The organism is Vibrio sp. vnigr-6D03, assembly GCF_002835515.1.
GTDB classification, from domain to species: domain Bacteria; phylum Pseudomonadota; class Gammaproteobacteria; order Enterobacterales; family Vibrionaceae; genus Vibrio; species Vibrio penaeicida.
Window position 1 is genome coordinate 94,408 of record NZ_PIZL01000008.1, and the last position, 16,784, is coordinate 111,191.

Consider the following 16,784-nt stretch of genomic DNA (forward strand, 5'->3'; position numbering starts at 1 on the left):
GCGTTAAAATATTCTGTTTAGGGACTCGGCTTTATTACCACCGACTTGCTTAATTACTATGATATTAATTGTTTTATCCGTCCTTCCATCGGCTACAAGTATTGAGACCCGTAATAGTGACGATCACGCCAGCTATTTTGCCGCGAGTAACCGACTAATTTGTGATTTCCCAGCAATGGATTTTTCACCCCTATTCAACCAATAACCTTTTATTGCACAACTCGGGGAGCCAGTTTTTGCAGTACCGCCACTCAATGTTACAAGATGCAAATTATCGGATGCTCTCGCATATAGAGTTTCTACTTTGCCAGTCTGAGTGCCAGCGTGAACACCAAAAGTCGCCATACAAAGTACTGGGATCATCTTTACTAAAAACTTCATGCTTTCTCCATAGTAAACTAACGCCCAATAAAGTAGCCAAGAGCGGAGAACTACCGCTACTGCATACTACTTTAAATGTGAACTAAATTTATGGAGCATCATACAAGGTCACCAAGCTTATATTTGTGGGCTACTTGACTTGTGCGAGCGATCTCACCTTCATGATTTTGAAAGCATTGTGCTAGGGCTATACATTAAAAGCCGTGCTTGTTATTTCGACAATTTGTGATGGCTAGAAACCAGCTTGAATAAATACAGCATAATACAGAGGAAGTGATACTAGATGGGCTATGATCGTCCCAATGATAAGCACTTTCTTGCTTGCTATATTCGCTACATGCCGCATTTTTGGCGAGTAAAAAAGGCAGATAATACAGTACGCAGTATAGATAATTAGCCAAGCGATCCAAAACTCATGAACAAAGAAAAACTGTTGGTTGATTTGACCATATACCGCAATGAGTCCAATAGAGAAAAATAAACTACCTGAAAACTCTTCAATTTTTACCTTTAAAGCGCTCGTTTCTTTACCTGTCCAATAGTGATATATCTTTAAAGGAATGATCCCTAATAAATAAATGACATAGATCGAAAAAGCTATTCCCCAAAACATCGTATCCCTCGTTTCATTTTAACGTCCATTTTTCAACACGGACTTGGGTTTTCAAAAAAGGGGCGAGTATACAGAGTAAATCGGATTGCATATCTTAGATTCCTTATCTGTGCGAGTCATATCATCTTTAGCCAAAATGAATCAATTTGAATTGGAAAACTCTCTCTGTTGGGCGGTGCTAAGTTCGTTTAACAGCAACGACAGAGTACGTGTGCCAATGCTTGAGAATTCCGATTGTGGTTTTGGAGGCTTCATCTCGTTCAATAAATCTTACTATCTCAAAGTTAACGAATAACGCTCTTACTTGTTGCTCACTCAATGGGGTAGTGGGCTGACGAAAATTTGAAGCCCAACTGTCTTTCACACCCATAAAATCGCCTGCAAACACACCTCCGATTTCTATCGACTTTTCGATTTTTTCCCAAGTCCTATTGAAATGAGTGGGGTCTGCAAAAAATAAACTCGAATTAGCAATCACAACGCCAGAACAGGGAAAGTCATAAGACTCAAATGAAGATTCCTTGATGTTCACTAGTGGTTTTTCTTTGAACCTATTTAGACAAATATCGATAGAGTCAGGATTCACATCAAAGCCATGCACTTGATACCCTTGTTGTTCGAGGTAATCAATGTCGCTTCCTGTTCCACAGCCACAATCTATAGCTACGTTGGTTTTAGATTCATTCAGCTTTGTCGCTAATTCAGTACGTTTAGCGTGAGGGCGAGACAACGCTTTCTTATAGAATATTCGCCAGTTTTTGGTGTTTTCATCCATATTTTGTACCTTGTAGTGAGAAAAACCAAACTGCACCAATTGGGAAATTTAATGCCTTACTAAGTTCCATATAATCATCATTATTGGTTGAGGCAAATATTAGGTTAAATGCATTTCACCATAAGTAAACAAGGGGTTCCTTTTCCCCAAAAATCCGCAAGTTCTTCAAGAGGGTAAAAGCCCATACCTATATAAAAATGTCTCGTTTTGTCGTAGTTATCGTCGCAAGCAGACGTTCCTAACGTTTTAACTTGGAGAAGCTTAATCGCTCTCGCTTTTAGGTCTGACTCTATAGCTACCAGTAACTTTCGCCCTATACCTTGTCGATGGTATTCCTTATCCACGGCTAGTATATGTAATTCAGCAGAGTAGTCATTGTGGTAATCGACGGAAAAGAACCCAACCAACTTATCTTTCTGCCACGCCGTATAGGTATCTAAGGTTTCAATCGTATCAACGTATTCACGCAGCGCTTCTTCGCGCCCAAACCATTCAGGGACAGTGCGAAGTACAGGCTCACATTTTTTTCCTAGCCCTTTTTTAGGACCTTTCAATTCCAAGTGATTCAATTTAGTTCCTTACTATGTTTCGTACCATTTAGGCTAAGTAGCCCCGCCTTTAATTTTAAACTCATTGATCAAAATACTTCTTTTGATCTAACCAATGTTTGCAGCTGGGAATCTTTAACATTATGTTATAACGCTCTGACAACCCCAACGATACTTTTAGAAGAGTTCTCAAACGGTGATCTTTCCCAGTTTGAGTAAAGCTCAACCAGTTCTAAGTTACAGCGAGCTAAGTGCTTTCGGATTTCACTTAACGAGCGATATTTTAGTTCGATCTGGCTGTAGTACTGGACGCCGTTTTGATATTCCCTACGAATATCGAGCAGCATTGTGTTCGCGATGTGTTCATGCGGCTGACCTCTACCATATAACTGAACTTCAAGTCCTGCAGCGCTAATGTAGCTGTCCCAATGTTCGAAGCTGTTCGTCACTTCAAGGCTTGTTAAACCGCGTAGCCGAGAATCAAATACAAACAGGCTGTTGTGGTTCATGTGCTGGCGGATGTTGCTTAAAACCGATATGAGATCTTCATCTGAAATAAAAGCTTGAAACGCATTTCCTGTCATCGATACCAAATCAAACGTTTTACGTAAGTTAAAGGTAGCTGCGTCCATTTCATGGAAATATATGTTGAGCAGTCGACATGACTTACTTTTTGCATGGTTGATCATGGGTAACGAAAAATCGATACCTACGCAGTGTGTTAGATCAGTGGATAAGGGAATAGTGACGATACCCGTACCACAACACACATCTAGCAGGTTCTTTATTTTTTTCTGTTGGATCAAGCTCTGTAGAAATGAAATTTCAGCGGAATATAAATGATCATATTGGGCATCGTATTCCTCACCAGACCAAAATTCGGTTTTACTCTGTTGCAATGTTTTCCCTCTATAAAAAAGAACAAGCGCTAACGCCAAACCAAATGGCGTGTAGCGCATCGTGTTATCTATCTGTATCTGGCTAGCCGTTACTGAATTGAACCAATGTATACGGGAGCTGGTGTATTACCATAGGTTGGAAGCGTTGCACATGTGCCTTGTCCGCCATAATAAAATATCGCTTTCTTGGCGTTATTTTGGATATTTTGCAGCATGCCAACCCACAATGAACAGGTGACAGTATCTATGCCTTTCCATGTGCCTTTTGTATTACATATATAGGTAAAATCATTTCTGCCAGAATGCAGAATATTAACACTTCCATTTCCGTAAACGAGTACTCGATTAACGGTCACCTCACAATTGAAAGCGGCAAATGCATTTGTAGAAACCACCAAAGATAACAACAAGAGTAGCTTTTTCATTTTTTCTCCAATATTTATTATGAATAACAGAGTCTTAAAGACCAAAATTGACTCTGTAAAATCGAGGCGATTATACATTGCAACTTAATTCATATTTGTTGGAGATGTGTTTTGTGTGAGTGAACTCTCCTTCAATGAAAGACCGTTAGTTTGGCTAGGTCATTTTCATTGGTATCTCAGTCTGTCAGATAGACCTATCTTCATCGTCCATTACTCACCAAAAATTAACGGGGCTTGCTTACAGTACTTTTAGGTATCCAGATTGGATAGCCATTTATTCTTAAATCCCTTTCTGGCGATCAGTGCATGTGAAATGAGCATACCTATTATTGGTAATGTAAACATTGAGATAAAGGTGAGTAACACCCATAGAATCCAATTCAACTTATTCTTTGACGCAATGATGCCTAGGGAAATAATGTACAGAAAAACTAGAGAACCAGTATAAATACCCATTTCTAACTCTTTGTAAAAAATTGATATAGCTACTGTTACAAGAATTGAGATCAGAATAATAGTGTGAATAAGAAACCACTTTCTATTACTTTTTCTATATTGTCTGAATTCCTCTTCGTTTAATAAGGTTTTTGGACTCAATTCTACTCTTTGCATTGTCCGTTTCTCCATTTGACTTCGGACCTTAATCTCGATGAAGTCGTGGCATTTTTTAATAGACAGAAAACGCCACGTTTTTCTCCAAATTAGGTACTTTCCACGTTAATTATTCAAAATATCTAAATATGAAACTTCGCATGCGCCGCCTCGTTTTGGTAGTGTTGAATCAACATGAACATTGACTTTTTTATTTGCAGCAAAAGCTGTATAGGCAGCACTTATAATATGTTGATGTTTTGAATCTACATATACCCTGCGAGTATCGGAACAAGAAGATGAAGGCCAAACTAGTGGGCTCGTGAACCAAAGCTCAATAGTGTTATCGTATGTACTACCACTATAATCACCTACAGCTCTAATGAATTTTATTTCAAGGGAGTTTAAGTGAATATTTTCCGCATAGCACATAGGAGAAACTAACATTGAGGCTAATAAAAATTTTCTAAATATGCTCATCACAAGGTATTTCCTATAGTTTCGTAAGACATAATGATACTTAGAGGTATTAACTTGGTTTTCAATCCAAATACCCGTTATTCGAAGGGGACTAGTCTTTAAATTCTGACAATTATACAGTGCAATTGCACTCATAATAATTGGAAGTGTATTTTGTGCGAGCTATCTCTCTTCCATCAAAAAAGCTGCCTACCAATAGGCTGCTTTTTTGATGAAAGAGGGTTTGGCTGGCTACTTTAACTTTTGGCGATTAGTCCATTCTTGGCAAGCATCTTCCATTGTTCGACCGGTCGCTTCTTGCATCCAGTGCATAAAACTACGATCGAATTTAAACTCTTCTCCAAACTTGGATTTGAAGTACCGACGAACATTTTGAGTTGTTTTATAAGTGTCTGTTATAACAGTTGTGTCTTCAATATTATTGCTGTGCCAATCAACTTTTTCCATGGCTTAGATACCTCGCATTTTTGACAACAGCACCTAGACGAATAAAGTCTAGTTTTTGGGATTATGTATTTTGATTGGTTATCGCTCACAGGTGAATCACTCTGTAAGTTAAAAGCAATCATACAATGCATGTGATTACATAGGTTCTACGAAGGTGTTTTGTGTGAGTGAACTCTCCTTCATCAAAAAAAGGCTGCCAATATCACTTGGCAGCCTTTTTTAATGAGTGGTGGGTTATTTAAGTTAGTATTGGATATCCATACCTTTTGCTTTGTTGCTTTCAAAGCAAGCTTCAACAACGGCCATGGTTTGAAAGGCGTCGGTGACTGCCGTGTGTAGGGTGTCGTCTTCACCGGATGCGAAGCGTTGAATGTTGCTCATGGTGCCGATAAACGCTTCTGGGAACCACCCGCCTTCAAGTGGGACGGACTGCCACTCTTTACCCCGTTCACAAAACAAAAATTCATCAGGCTCGCCGTTGGGGTAATCCAGTAGGACGCCCATTTTTATCATCACGCAGCCTTCGGTGCCTTCAAAGCGGAAACTGGCGTCTTGCGCTTTACGACCGTAATCATGATTGTGATTAATAGACATTAGGCAGCGCAAAGGATATTCGTAATCCAATATGGCGCTGGTGCGAGTTTGTTTGAAGTCTTGCGAGCGTGGATCCGCCATGCTCCGGCAATAGACCGATTTTGGGTTGCCCGCGATAGAGCGAATGAGATCGATGTAATGTATTGAGTGAACCAGCAATTCGATTCGCTCCATTTTGAGTAGAAACGGAAACATCTCCCACGGAGTATGAATGTTTAAGTGTACTTCAATATCCGTTAGCTCACCCAGCTTACCGCTTTGAACGACGTCTCTTAGTGCCAGCATCATGGCAGAAAATCGAAGCTGAAAGTTCACGGATGCGATGAGGTTTTTGCGCTCGCAAATGTCACGGATCACTTTTGCTTGTTCAAGATCCAATCCTAGAGGCTTTTGAATCAAAACGGGTACGCCATCAGGGAGCATTTCGAGCACTTGTGGGGCTGCAACAGGGGGAAGAGGGAGGTCGTAAACCACATCGGTAAACTGAGTGGCGTCTTCTAAGCTTTTATATACGGTCTCGATTCCCCAATCGCTGGCGACTTTTTCTGCTCTAGAAGTATCAATATCAAAGATCCCCTGAACATGAAAACCGGCTTTTTTGTAGGCGGGTAAATGTGCATCATGAACTATTCCGCCAGCTCCAATGATTACGATTGGTTTGGGGTTATTGGGTTTTGGCCAAGTTTGCTGCAATTCCATTGTCATCGTTCACTCCTTGAATTCTAATTTGGCGTAGTGTTGTGTTTCTATACCCAAGTAACCTCTAGATGCTAGGTTCAGCGAGAATTAACTAGCTTTCAGACAAGACACCGATTTGAAGATCTAGTGGCTCTAAATCAAGAATCGGTAACGCAGTATGAAAGCCAGTTAAACTCGCCCTTGGGAGCCCATATTCTGTCTCATCTCTTCGTCAAAGAACTTGGAAAGGACTGGTCATTCCGCTGCGCTCTTTTCCTAGAACTGAAACAGAATATGAGGCTCTGAATCCTGCATCTTGAGGTCACTTGGGTATATACTGCTGCGCCAGTTATGCGATAAAGATAGTCGTATAAAAGGGGCTTTAGCTTATTTTTTCTTCTCTACAAGCAAAATATGCTCGCAATACAGCACGGTTTTTCCGTCTTGATTCAACACTTCTACTGTTTCGGTGACTTGTCCAAAACCCTCTCGTTTGGGGTCATCTACCTTTTTACTTATGGTTATTCGGCTTTTGATGGTATCCCCAATATAGACCGGATTAGGGAAACGAAGCCTTTCATATCCATACGTGAAGGCTAAAGGGTTAATTTCTGTGGCGGTTAAACCGATGCCAATCGCAAATGTCATCGTGCCGTGGGCAATTCTTTTTCCCCAAGGCTGCTGTTTGCAAAACTCTTCATCCATATGGTGTGGGAAGAAATCCCCAGTGTGACCTGCATGTACTACAAAGTCCGTTTCGGTAATGGTGCGGCCTAATGTAAGGCGCATTTCATCCATTTCGTAGTCTTCAAAATATCGTGCTCGTTCCATGATCATTACCTACGTTTATCTTCTATTGAATTTCATATTCACAATCTAGATTTATATTTGAAATTTATTGTTGATCATTTTTTAGTCAAGTGCTAGTGTTGATTTTGAAATTAGATTTCGAATATGAAATCAAAGTTGAGGTTATCATGGAAAGAAAACCGACAGTGGGCGTTTCATCACGTCCGGTAAAAGGCATGCCCACTGACCACGCCGACATTCCGGTTTGGAATGCAGAAGATTGGTATTACGAGGATTTCGAAGTCGGCCATACCATTCGATCGTTAAGGCGCACCATTTCTGAAGGTGAAGCCATGCTATTTAATAGCTTGGTAATGGATCTCCATCCTTATGTTGCCGATGACACCTTTGCCAAAGAAGAAGGGCATTTTGGTAAGCGATTAGTGGCTGGGGCACAAGTTTTTTCCTACGGTTTGGGCTTGGTAGCAACCAACTGTCTCAATTCATTTTCCTACGGCTACGACAAACTCCGCTTTATCAAACCCACATTTATTGGCGACACCATATATACCGTACGAAAAAACCTATCGAAAGAACCCAAGTACGACGAGATGGGATTAGTCCGCGTGAGCTATAGCGTTTATAAGGGCGAAGGCGAGCTTGTGCTTTATTGCGAGCACTTATTGACGGTTCTCTACAAAGATAATGACGGCAAGAAGGAGTCAGCGGGTGAGTAAGGTAACACTACATGGTATGACTTGGGATCACTGCCGCGGGTACGACCCAATGGTTGCGACGGCGAATAAGTTTTCAGAGCTTAACCCAGACGTAGAAATCATTTGGCATAAACGCTCTTTGCAGGCGTTTGCCGATCGTCCTCTTGAAGAAATGACCGCTGAGTTCGACTTAATGGTGATTGATCACCCTCATGCTGGCGCGGCGTCCGAAACCGGTTTGCTGCTTCCTCTGGATGGAAACAGTTATGACGACCAACTGGAAACACTAGCTGGGCAATCGGTCGGGCAATCGCATCCATCGTATTTTCATGGGCACCAATGGGCGCTAGCGATTGACGCGGCTACCCCTGTGTCGGCATACCGCCCCGATAAATTAGACAGTATTCCACGTGAATGGGATGAAGTGGTTGCACTAGCGGAAGCCGGCAAGGTTGTTTGGCCGTTAAAGCCTATCGACGCACTCATGTCTTTTTACAATGTGCTCGCCAACCAAAGAGTCCCATTTGGCACCGATATAAACGGTGTTGCTACTGAGCAGGGCATCGCGGCATTGAACCAGCTTCTGCGTGTAAGTCAGCATTTGGATGAGCGTTGCTTTTCTATGAACCCCATTGGTGCTTATGAGTGGCTCGCCTGCCGAGATGATGCTGCGTACGTCCCGTATTTATATGGCTACAGCAACTACGGGCGTGAAGGGTTTCGTCAACATGTCGTCTGTTCTTGCGACGCGCCAGTATTTGGTGGCAACGCAGTCGGTGGCACAACATTGGGGGGAACCGGTATTGCTATCTCTGCATCTACCCAACATAAAGACATCGCATTGAAATACGCTTTTTGGATCGCCTCTGCTGAAGTGCAAAAAGATCTCTTCTTTAACTCCGGTGGGCAGCCCGGGAATTTGGTTGCGTGGCAGGATGAACACTGCAATCAACAATCCAATCACTTTTTTAAAGACACATTAACCACGCTAGAAAACGCCTATTTGCGCCCTAGACATAATGGGTATATGCAATTTCAGGATGTGGCAGGCGATTGGGTTAACGCGTGTTTGCAAGGGCAGCTTTCACCGGAAAAAACGGTCGAGAACATTCAGCAAGAGTACGCAAGGAGCAAAAGATGACATTGCCACTAGAAGGGAAGTTGGTGGTCGATTTTAGCCAGTTTCTAGCAGGTCCCTTGGCTGGACTGAAGCTGGCCGACTTAGGGGCTCGTGTAATCAAGATAGAGCGTCCAGGCTCCGGAGATTTATGTCGGCACTTGTACTTAACCGACACCGATGTGGGTGGTGTGAATTCACTGTTTCAAGCCATTAACCGTAACAAAGAAAGCTTTTGCGCTGATTTGAAAAAGCCTGAAGACATTGCCGCTGTGAAGAATCTATTGAAAAAAGCGGATATCGTTTTGCAGAATTTCCGACCGGGTGTGATCGAAAGATTGGGATTGGATTATGAAACAATTCGTCAATTTAATCCTACAGTTATATATGGGTCCGTTTCTGGTTATGGCACAACGGGACCATGGGTGAATCGCCCAGGACAAGACCTGTTAGCGCAGTCTTTATCTGGTTTGACATGGCTAAGTGGAAACAGCGATATGCCACCGACGCCAATGGGGTTAGCCGTCGCGGATATGTTGGCGGGGAATGCATTGGTTCAAGGTGTATTGGCGGCATTGGTAAAAAGCCAGTCCACAGGAAAAGGCGGCAAAGTAGAAACCAGCTTAATGGAAGTGTTGATTGATTTTCAGTTTGAGGTGCTTACCACGTACTTGAATAGCGGCAAGAAAAAACAAGAACGTAGCCAAATGAACAATGCTCATGCGTATTTATCAGCACCTTATGGCATCTATAAAACCAAAGATAACTATATCGCGATCGCCATGGGGCCCGTTGACCAGCTTGGGAAATTAATGGGCGACGAAAACATCGCTCAATACACCGACAGCAAAATGTGGTTTAGCCATCGAGATGAAATTAAAGAGCAAATACAAACCAAGTTGTTGGAAGAAAAGACCGAGCACTGGATGTCGATATTCTCGCAACACGATGTATGGGCATCGGAAGTGTTGAACTGGGATGATTTGATTGAAACGGAAGCATTTCAACACCTCGATATGCTTCAAAAACTTGAACACCAAGATGTAGAAGAACTAATGACCACTCGTCTACCCATAAGGTTTGACGGGAAAGTTTTGAACAGCAAGGTAGCTGCACCAACACTAGGTCAGCATACCGGATCGATCACCAAGGAGTTTTTACTTAAGTGACTCACGTAAGTTTAATCTTTACGACTAATCTTTAGCCGGCTCTCAATACAGGGAGAACGGCGTCATGGAGGACATGATGAAGCGTTTATTAGGATCGAACACACTAACAAAAGCCATTGGATTGGCTTGTTTAACTGCCTCTGTTTCTGTTGCAAATGCCGCAGACGACAAGGTACTGCGCGTTAAGCTCATTGGCGGTGCGCAGTATGAACCTCTCTACACTTTGATTCCAAAGTGGGAAAAGAAAACGGGCATGAAAGTGGAAGTGCTTTCACGCAAAAACCATTTTGAGTTAGACCGCGAAATCAAACAAGATATCGCCGCCAACAACATCAATTATTGTGTGGCGTCTAACCATACCAGCTTCGCCCCTCAATATGGCTCTATCTATACGGATCTCAGCAAGCTGATCAACAAGAGTGTACTTGATGAGTTTGTTGCACTGACGCTTGAGCACGGAACCATTGATGGACGCTTGGTGCAGTTGCCAAGGCACAGTGATATTTCAAATCTTTACTACAAAAAATCTTTGTTTGAAGACGAAGACAACAAGTCTAAGTTCAAAGCCAAATATGGTTATGACTTAACGCCACCTGAAACGTGGAGCCAAGTGAAAGATCAGGCGATTTTCTTCGCAGATCCACCGAACTTCTACGGCACTCAATATGTTGGTAAAGACGAAGCAATCACAGGTCGTTTCTACGAAATGCTGGTGGCAGAAGGCGGCGCGCTATTCGATAAAGATTGGAACCCAACCTTTAACTCCGAAGCAGGCCAGCGAGCGTTGCAATGGTTTGTGGATTTGTATGAAGCCAAAGCGGTTCCAGCAGGGGTGCCAAACTATTTATGGGATGATACTGGGCTTGGATTTGCTTCAGGCACGGTTGCATTAGATTTGGATTGGGCTGGTTGGGCTGCGTTTTTCAACGACCCGAAAAACTCCAAAGTGGCAGGCGACATTGGGTTAGTCAAAGCCCCTAAAGGCTCGGGTGGTAAACGTACAGGTTGGTCTGGGTCTCACACTTTTTCAATTACAGAAGCGTGTGAAAACAAACAAGCAGCGGCATCGTTCATTACGTTCTTAACAAGCTACGAAGGTCAGATTCTCGAAGCCCGTCGAGGCTTGCTACCTACTCGTGAGCGAGTATGGCAAGACATCATTGAAGCGAATCGTGCCATGAATAATGACTTTATGGTTCAGGTATTCAAAACCTACCAACAGTCCATGGCTGAAGATGCGTTTACGCCACCGCTGATCCCAGAATGGATCGAAGTCTCTAACCAAATTTGGCCAGAGCTTCAGGCTGCCGTCGTTGGTGATAAAACCGTGAAGGAAGCATTGGATGATGCTGCTGAAGGCGCTCGCGAAGTGATGGAAGACGCAGGCTACTTATAAGGCTGTAGATAAGCATATAAGGGTGGGGGAACCCACCCAGCTTGAATAGGGGCAGCAGACCCTAATCTCAACCAATACAAGGATAGGTATGTTTCGAGCAATTCGGCGTTTTGTACACCGAGAAGAGTCGGTTCCCTATATGCTGCTATTACCAGCAATAGTCACCATACTCGTGGTGGTCTTGTTACCACTGATATTCTCTCTGTACACAAGTTTTACGCCATACAAAATCACTCGCCCTGAAACACTTTGGAAGTTTATCGGGCTGAGAAACTACAGCCGAATATTTTCCGACGCAGATTTCTGGTGGGTATTCGCAAGAACGGTGTTTTTCTTAACCATCGTTTTGAATGTGGAATTGGTGCTTGGTTTAGTCATCGCTTTGTTGGTGAATCAAATCACGAAAGGAAAGCGTTTATTACGCACTGTAATGATGTTCCCGATGATGTTTTCTCCAATATTGGTCGGCTTCCAGTTCAAATTTGTTTTTAACGACAACATAGGCATTTTAAACAATTTGCTCCAAACACTTGGGTGGACTGATCAAGCGATCCCGTGGCTGGTGGACGGCACTTTGGCCATGATGTCCATCATGATTGCTGAAATCTGGATGAGTACCAGTGTCTTTGCCATCTTATTACTGGCAGGGCTATATGCGATGCCTCAAGACCCAATTGAAGCTGCGAAAGTGGATGGATGCTCACCCATTCAGGTGTTTAGGCACATTACATTACCGTTTTTAATGCCCTTTATTTTTATTGCGATGACGATTCGCTCACTGGATGTGGCACGAGCGTTCGATATTGTCGATGTGATGACAGGCGGCGGCCCCGCAGGGCGAACCGAGCTATTGTGGACGTTGATTGCGCGAGTCGGTTACGACAATGCCAAAATGGGACAAGCCAATGCGATGGCGTACGTATCGATTCTGCTTTCTATCGCTTTTACCTTCTATTTCTTTCGTAAATTAATGGCGGCTCGTCGCTTCATGGGAGGTGCGCAATGATCATGGCATCAACACGTGTCACGCTTCAGAAGCTGGCGGTTCGAGTTGGGGTATTCATACTGATTTCCTTGATGTGTATCCCTGGTGTCTGGGTGATGTTTTCGGCTTTTCGACCGAATGGAGAGATCCTAGCTAAGCCTCCGGTTTGGATTCCGCAAGAATTCGGGTTATCTAACTTCATGTCGATACTTGGTGCAGGGGTCGATCAAATCGCGATTCCGGTTGGCAGTTATTTTATGAACTCACTGATCATAGCGGTAACCAGCACGGTTATAGCCATTTTGATTGGTATTGCTGGTGGGTACGCTTTTGCTCGGTATCGTTTTAAAGGGAAAGACGCTCTGTTTTTGGGCTTAATGCTCTCGCGAACCATCCCTGGTATCGCCCTCAGCCTACCGGTGTTCATTCTGTGGAGTAAGCTCGGTTGGATAGACACACAATTTGGGGTGATTTTGGTGTATGTCGCATTGAATGTGCCCTTCACGATCTGGCTGATTGATGGATTTTTCAGGCAGATACCTAAGGACCTATCGGAAGCCGCGCAAGTCGATGGTTGTACACGTTGGCAAGCTTTTTGGAAAATTGAATTTCCTTTAGCAAAATCAGGTTTGGCATCGGCCGGTATTTTCGCCTTCCTAACCTCTTGGAACGAATATGCACTGGCGAGTCAGCTTACCCGTTCCACGGACAGTAAGACGTTGCCCGTTGGGTTAATGGATTTTACCGCTCAATTTACGATTGACTGGGCAGGTATGTGTGCCATGGCGGTAATCATCATTATTCCGGCACTTATTCTTACGTTTTTAGTTCAAAAGCACCTGATTTCAGGGCTGACATTTGGTGGTGTAAAAGGATAAACATCTATGGCTGACGTAAAGCTGAACAAGGTAGTAAAAAGATACGGCAAAACTGAAGTGGTTCATGGTGTCGATTTGGATATCAAACACAATGAATTCGTGGTTTTGGTTGGTCCGTCTGGCTGCGGAAAGTCGACCACCCTGAGAATCATCGCAGGGTTAGAAGGCATCACAAGTGGTGACGTGGTGATAGGCGATAGAGTGGTCAACGATTTGCCGCCAAGAGACAGAAACATCTCCATGGTGTTTCAGAGCTACGCACTATATCCACATATGACGGTGGAAGAGAACTTAGGTTTCGGGTTGAAAATTTCCAATATAGAAGAATCTGAAATCGAAAAACGAGTACAAAACGCGGCCCAAATTCTAGGGCTAGACAGCTTGATGGATAGGATGCCTGCCGAGCTTTCTGGTGGGCAGCGTCAACGGGTGGCGATGGGGCGAGCCATTGTGCGCACACCAGATGTGTTTTTATTCGATGAACCCCTGTCTAACTTAGATGCGAAGCTACGCGTGCAGATGCGTACCGAGATTAAAAAGCTACATCAGACGGTTAAAACAACGGTAGTGTACGTGACTCACGATCAGGTCGAAGCCATGACATTGGCCGACCGCGTAGTGGTGATGCGAGATGGCTACATAGAGCAGGTCGGCTCCCCTATGGAGATCTTCCACGCGCCAACGAATATGTTTGTGGCTTCTTTTATCGGAAGCCCTCCTATGAACATGATCGATGCCATTGCTTACGAGCAAAACGGGAAATGGATACTGCACTTGGAAGGGGCGCACGAAATAGAGTTACCAGAGCGCTTCTTAGGAAAAGTCCAACATGAGCAAAAAATTGTGGTTGGCATCCGACCGGATGATCTGTACCCCGTTGGGCATGGTATGGAAAACGGCGTACAAAGTACGCCATTTCATGAAAGCGTGATCATTTCTGAACCCCAAGGCACAGAGACTATTTTGTTTGTGCAAATAGGGCAGAAAGAAGTTCAATCGAAAATGTTAAGCCCGAGGGATGTGAGAAACGGAGAGCGTCTGGAATTTGCTATCGGGCTGGATCGTATTCATCTCTTTGATAAAGGAACCGAGCAGTCCCTTTTAGCTGAGAGCCCCTAAGGAGAGTAACCATGACAAGCCATACCAGTGAACAATATGAAATTACAGAGTTGCTCCAACAATGCTACACCGGTGTAGTCAATGATGTGATGCGAGGGGAGGGCATGACGAACTATGTTTTACCTCGTGAATTGCGCCCCCTTATTACCGATCAAGTCTTAGCCGGACCTGTGTTCACCATTCTGGGTGAAGTTGATCAATCTATGGATGGTCATCAGAGTTTGTTGGAATGGACGGGGTTACTCTCCAAAGCAAAACCTAGGCATATTTGGGTATGTCAGCCGAATGATAACAAGGTTGCCCACATGGGAGAGCTGTCGGCTGAGACACTTCAACACAAAGGAGTTCTGGGTTGTTTGGTGGATGGCGGGGCAAGAGATACTGGGTTTATTCGAAAAATTGGTTTCCAATTGTGGCACCGATTCTATACACCGGAAGACGTTGTCGGGTACTGGAAGCCAGTAGGGTTTGATGTGCCAATCCAAATCGGAGAGGTTTCAATATCTCCTGGCGATTACCTACTCGCTGACGACGATGGTGCCATTATCATTCCTAAATCCATTGCTAAATCAGTGGCCGAAGCCGCGTATGCATCCACCAAGGTAGAGAACAAAGTGCGCAGCGCAATTCTTGATGGGATGGATGCACAGGAAGCTTATTTGCAATTCGGTAAGTTCTAATGGCGTCGGTGATTTTGCTTAAAGAGGACGACAATGTGTTGATTGCTTGTCGGGAGTTACGCCCGAAAGAAGTCGTAGCGATGGAAGGATCCGAGCAGGCTATTGAGGTTAAACAACCGACACCTGTCGGGTTTAAGGTTGCACGAATGGCACTCAAAAAAGGCACATTGATCATCAAGTACGGTGTGCCGATTGGGCAGTGCAGTGCTGATGTAGAGGCAGGGGAGCTGATCCATACTCATAATCTCCGTAGCCAATACATCCCATCGCATCAAAGAGGAGGGCATGTTCATGAGTGATGCCATATCTAACCGTCAAGTTCACTTGCAAGGCTATTTAAGAAGCGATGGGCGAAAAGGGATTCGCAATCAAATAATGGTGGCGTATTTGGTAGAGTGCAGCCATTTTGTGGTGAGCAAAATTGTTCGCCATTTTGAAGGAATCGCGCCGGGTATCGTGCATGAAGTCGGCTTTCCGGGGTGTTACCCTAATTCTCATGCAGAGCGCGTGTTGTCTGGGTTGGCGACGCATCCAAATGTTGGCGCAGTCTTATTTGTTTCTCTTGGGTGCGAAAGCATGAACAGAGAGAAGTTGGATAAACTGGTCAAAGCCAGTGGTAGACCCTCACGTACCATCAGTATTCAAGAAGTTGGTGGCACGCAAAACGCCATTGATTTAGGGATAGAGTGGGTTACAGGCGTGATGGACATATTGGCGTCTGAAACCAAAGTGAACATGGACATCGGTGAGCTTTCCGTTGCAACGATTTGCGGTGGCTCCGACGGCACGTCAGGGATAACGGCGAATCCGGCTGTAGGTCTAAGCTTCGACACATTAGTGGATATGGGAGCAACCTGTATTTTTGAAGAAACAGGTGAACTCATAGGTTGTGAAACGCATATGAGTGAGCGTGGTGCGACACCTGAGATTTCAAAAGCGCTGGTTGAGTCAGTCGATAAGGCGGCTCGCTATTACAGCACACTCGGTTTTGCGAGTTTTGCGCCGGGTAATGCAGATGGCGGTCTATCCACTATTGAAGAAAAGTCTTTAGGGGCGTATTCCAAAAGTGGTACACGCCCGATTGAAGGCATAATCAAGCCCGCTGAATTGCCTACTCAAAAAGGGCTTTGGTTGCTGGATGTTGTCCCCGATGGCGAAGTACGGTTCGGCTTTCCTAACATCGCTGATAATGCAGAAATCACAGAATTGATCGCCTGCGGGGCTCATATGGTGTTGTTTACGACTGGACGTGGGTCGGTAGTGGGAAGCGCGATTTCTCCTGTCATTAAAATTTGTGCAAACCCAGAAACATACAGCCGCATGTCCAATGATATGGATGTGAATGCCGGAAAAGTGTTGGAAGGTGTCGGGCTGGATTCTGTAGCCAATGAGATTACCGACCTCGTTGTTTCTGTTGCGCAAGGTCAGCAAACCAAGTCAGAGGCGTTGGGGCATGCTGAGTGCTTAATTACTTATAAGTAGCCTTAAATCGGGGTAACAGGCC

20 protein-coding genes are annotated in these 16,784 nt (G+C 44.1%); 10 read left to right on the forward strand and 10 right to left on the reverse strand.

What is annotated here, in order from left to right:
- Positions 1-132: 132 nt before the first annotated feature.
- The 10 genes from CW749_RS07155 to CW749_RS07205 all read right to left on the reverse strand — a co-directional run bounded on the left by CW749_RS07155 (position 133) and on the right by CW749_RS07205 (position 7,262).
- On the reverse strand, positions 133-381 hold the full coding sequence (locus CW749_RS07155) for a hypothetical protein (protein WP_101111343.1): 249 nt from the start codon (positions 379-381) through the stop codon (positions 133-135).
- 232 nt (positions 382-613) lie between these two features.
- Positions 614-994 (reverse strand): hypothetical protein, encoded by a 381-nt coding sequence (locus CW749_RS07160; RefSeq protein WP_101111344.1) that lies wholly within the window; start codon positions 992-994, stop codon positions 614-616.
- A 178-nt stretch (positions 995-1,172) separates the two neighbouring features.
- Complete coding sequence (locus CW749_RS07165; protein WP_101111345.1) at positions 1,173-1,769, reverse strand: methyltransferase domain-containing protein; 597 nt, start codon at positions 1,767-1,769, stop codon at positions 1,173-1,175.
- Between the two features lie 104 nt (positions 1,770-1,873).
- Complete coding sequence (locus tag CW749_RS07170; protein WP_101111346.1) at positions 1,874-2,338, reverse strand: GNAT family N-acetyltransferase; 465 nt, start codon at positions 2,336-2,338, stop codon at positions 1,874-1,876.
- 125 nt (positions 2,339-2,463) lie between these two features.
- Positions 2,464-3,276, reverse strand: a complete 813-nt coding sequence (locus tag CW749_RS07175) for a class I SAM-dependent methyltransferase (protein ID WP_101111347.1) — start codon at positions 3,274-3,276, stop codon at positions 2,464-2,466.
- A 29-nt stretch (positions 3,277-3,305) separates the two neighbouring features.
- The gene (locus tag CW749_RS07180; protein WP_022550338.1) at positions 3,306-3,641 is read right to left on the reverse strand and encodes a hypothetical protein; all 336 of its coding nucleotides are present in this window, start codon (positions 3,639-3,641) and stop codon (positions 3,306-3,308) included.
- 717 nt (positions 3,642-4,358) lie between these two features.
- Entirely contained in the window at positions 4,359-4,712 is a 354-nt protein-coding gene (locus tag CW749_RS07190) for a hypothetical protein (protein ID WP_101111350.1), read from the reverse strand.
- A gap of 231 nt (positions 4,713-4,943) precedes the next feature.
- Positions 4,944-5,159 (reverse strand): DUF6434 domain-containing protein, encoded by a 216-nt coding sequence (locus tag CW749_RS07195; protein WP_101111351.1) that lies wholly within the window; start codon positions 5,157-5,159, stop codon positions 4,944-4,946.
- 243 nt (positions 5,160-5,402) lie between these two features.
- Complete coding sequence (locus CW749_RS07200) at positions 5,403-6,458, reverse strand: Gfo/Idh/MocA family oxidoreductase (protein ID WP_237322356.1); 1,056 nt, start codon at positions 6,456-6,458, stop codon at positions 5,403-5,405.
- Between the two features lie 360 nt (positions 6,459-6,818).
- Positions 6,819-7,262 (reverse strand): MaoC/PaaZ C-terminal domain-containing protein, encoded by a 444-nt coding sequence (locus CW749_RS07205; RefSeq protein WP_101111352.1) that lies wholly within the window; start codon positions 7,260-7,262, stop codon positions 6,819-6,821.
- 146 nt (positions 7,263-7,408) lie between these two features.
- Between CW749_RS07205 and CW749_RS07210 the strand changes: the two genes are divergently transcribed.
- From CW749_RS07210 to CW749_RS07255, 10 genes are all read left to right on the forward strand, one after another.
- Complete coding sequence (locus CW749_RS07210) at positions 7,409-7,957, forward strand: MaoC family dehydratase (RefSeq protein WP_101111401.1); 549 nt, start codon at positions 7,409-7,411, stop codon at positions 7,955-7,957.
- Positions 7,950-9,077, forward strand: a complete 1,128-nt coding sequence (locus tag CW749_RS07215) for an extracellular solute-binding protein (RefSeq protein WP_180958342.1) — start codon at positions 7,950-7,952, stop codon at positions 9,075-9,077. The genes CW749_RS07210 and CW749_RS07215 overlap by 8 nt, the downstream gene beginning before the upstream one ends.
- Entirely contained in the window at positions 9,074-10,222 is a 1,149-nt protein-coding gene (locus CW749_RS07220; RefSeq protein WP_101111354.1) for a CaiB/BaiF CoA-transferase family protein, read from the forward strand. The genes CW749_RS07215 and CW749_RS07220 overlap by 4 nt, the downstream gene beginning before the upstream one ends.
- Positions 10,223-10,295: 73 nt before the next feature.
- Positions 10,296-11,618 (forward strand): sugar ABC transporter substrate-binding protein, encoded by a 1,323-nt coding sequence (locus CW749_RS07225; RefSeq protein ID WP_180958343.1) that lies wholly within the window; start codon positions 10,296-10,298, stop codon positions 11,616-11,618.
- Between the two features lie 88 nt (positions 11,619-11,706).
- Positions 11,707-12,624, forward strand: a complete 918-nt coding sequence (locus CW749_RS07230) for a sugar ABC transporter permease (RefSeq protein WP_101111356.1) — start codon at positions 11,707-11,709, stop codon at positions 12,622-12,624.
- 2 nt (positions 12,625-12,626) lie between these two features.
- Entirely contained in the window at positions 12,627-13,481 is an 855-nt protein-coding gene (locus CW749_RS07235; protein ID WP_180958344.1) for a carbohydrate ABC transporter permease, read from the forward strand.
- 6 nt (positions 13,482-13,487) lie between these two features.
- Positions 13,488-14,600: a sn-glycerol-3-phosphate ABC transporter ATP-binding protein UgpC gene (gene ugpC / locus CW749_RS07240; protein ID WP_101111358.1), complete on the forward strand. Its 1,113-nt coding sequence runs from the start codon at positions 13,488-13,490 to the stop codon at positions 14,598-14,600.
- Positions 14,601-14,611: 11 nt separating this feature from the next.
- Positions 14,612-15,280, forward strand: a complete 669-nt coding sequence (locus tag CW749_RS07245) for an RraA family protein (RefSeq protein WP_101111359.1) — start codon at positions 14,612-14,614, stop codon at positions 15,278-15,280.
- Entirely contained in the window at positions 15,280-15,579 is a 300-nt protein-coding gene (locus CW749_RS07250; RefSeq protein WP_101111360.1) for a UxaA family hydrolase, read from the forward strand. The genes CW749_RS07245 and CW749_RS07250 overlap by 1 nt, the downstream gene beginning before the upstream one ends.
- A complete protein-coding gene (locus tag CW749_RS07255; RefSeq protein WP_101111402.1) occupies positions 15,572-16,762 on the forward strand; it encodes a UxaA family hydrolase in 1,191 nt (396 codons plus the stop codon). The genes CW749_RS07250 and CW749_RS07255 overlap by 8 nt, the downstream gene beginning before the upstream one ends.
- Positions 16,763-16,784 lie beyond the last annotated feature (22 nt).

What these genes read in the sequence shown, in the direction of transcription:
- CW749_RS07155 (WP_101111343.1), bottom strand. Translation starts at nt 381, where the DNA reads ATGAAGTTTTTAGTAAAGATGATCCCAGTACTTTGTATGGCGACTTTT.
- CW749_RS07245 (WP_101111359.1), top strand. Translation starts at nt 14,612, where the DNA reads ATGACAAGCCATACCAGTGAACAATATGAAATTACAGAGTTGCTCCAA.
- CW749_RS07195 (WP_101111351.1), bottom strand. Translation starts at nt 5,159, where the DNA reads ATGGAAAAAGTTGATTGGCACAGCAATAATATTGAAGACACAACTGTT.
- ugpC (WP_101111358.1), top strand. Translation starts at nt 13,488, where the DNA reads ATGGCTGACGTAAAGCTGAACAAGGTAGTAAAAAGATACGGCAAAACT.
- CW749_RS07255 (WP_101111402.1), top strand. Translation starts at nt 15,572, where the DNA reads ATGAGTGATGCCATATCTAACCGTCAAGTTCACTTGCAAGGCTATTTA.
- CW749_RS07200 (WP_237322356.1), bottom strand. Translation starts at nt 6,458, where the DNA reads ATGACAATGGAATTGCAGCAAACTTGGCCAAAACCCAATAACCCCAAA.
- CW749_RS07235 (WP_180958344.1), top strand. Translation starts at nt 12,627, where the DNA reads ATGGCATCAACACGTGTCACGCTTCAGAAGCTGGCGGTTCGAGTTGGG.
- CW749_RS07175 (WP_101111347.1), bottom strand. Translation starts at nt 3,276, where the DNA reads ATGCGCTACACGCCATTTGGTTTGGCGTTAGCGCTTGTTCTTTTTTAT.
- CW749_RS07250 (WP_101111360.1), top strand. Translation starts at nt 15,280, where the DNA reads ATGGCGTCGGTGATTTTGCTTAAAGAGGACGACAATGTGTTGATTGCT.
- CW749_RS07210 (WP_101111401.1), top strand. Translation starts at nt 7,409, where the DNA reads ATGGAAAGAAAACCGACAGTGGGCGTTTCATCACGTCCGGTAAAAGGC.
- CW749_RS07225 (WP_180958343.1), top strand. Translation starts at nt 10,296, where the DNA reads ATGATGAAGCGTTTATTAGGATCGAACACACTAACAAAAGCCATTGGA.
- CW749_RS07180 (WP_022550338.1), bottom strand. Translation starts at nt 3,641, where the DNA reads ATGAAAAAGCTACTCTTGTTGTTATCTTTGGTGGTTTCTACAAATGCA.
- CW749_RS07190 (WP_101111350.1), bottom strand. Translation starts at nt 4,712, where the DNA reads ATGAGCATATTTAGAAAATTTTTATTAGCCTCAATGTTAGTTTCTCCT.
- CW749_RS07165 (WP_101111345.1), bottom strand. Translation starts at nt 1,769, where the DNA reads ATGGATGAAAACACCAAAAACTGGCGAATATTCTATAAGAAAGCGTTG.
- CW749_RS07205 (WP_101111352.1), bottom strand. Translation starts at nt 7,262, where the DNA reads ATGGAACGAGCACGATATTTTGAAGACTACGAAATGGATGAAATGCGC.
- CW749_RS07160 (WP_101111344.1), bottom strand. Translation starts at nt 994, where the DNA reads ATGTTTTGGGGAATAGCTTTTTCGATCTATGTCATTTATTTATTAGGG.
- CW749_RS07230 (WP_101111356.1), top strand. Translation starts at nt 11,707, where the DNA reads ATGTTTCGAGCAATTCGGCGTTTTGTACACCGAGAAGAGTCGGTTCCC.
- CW749_RS07220 (WP_101111354.1), top strand. Translation starts at nt 9,074, where the DNA reads ATGACATTGCCACTAGAAGGGAAGTTGGTGGTCGATTTTAGCCAGTTT.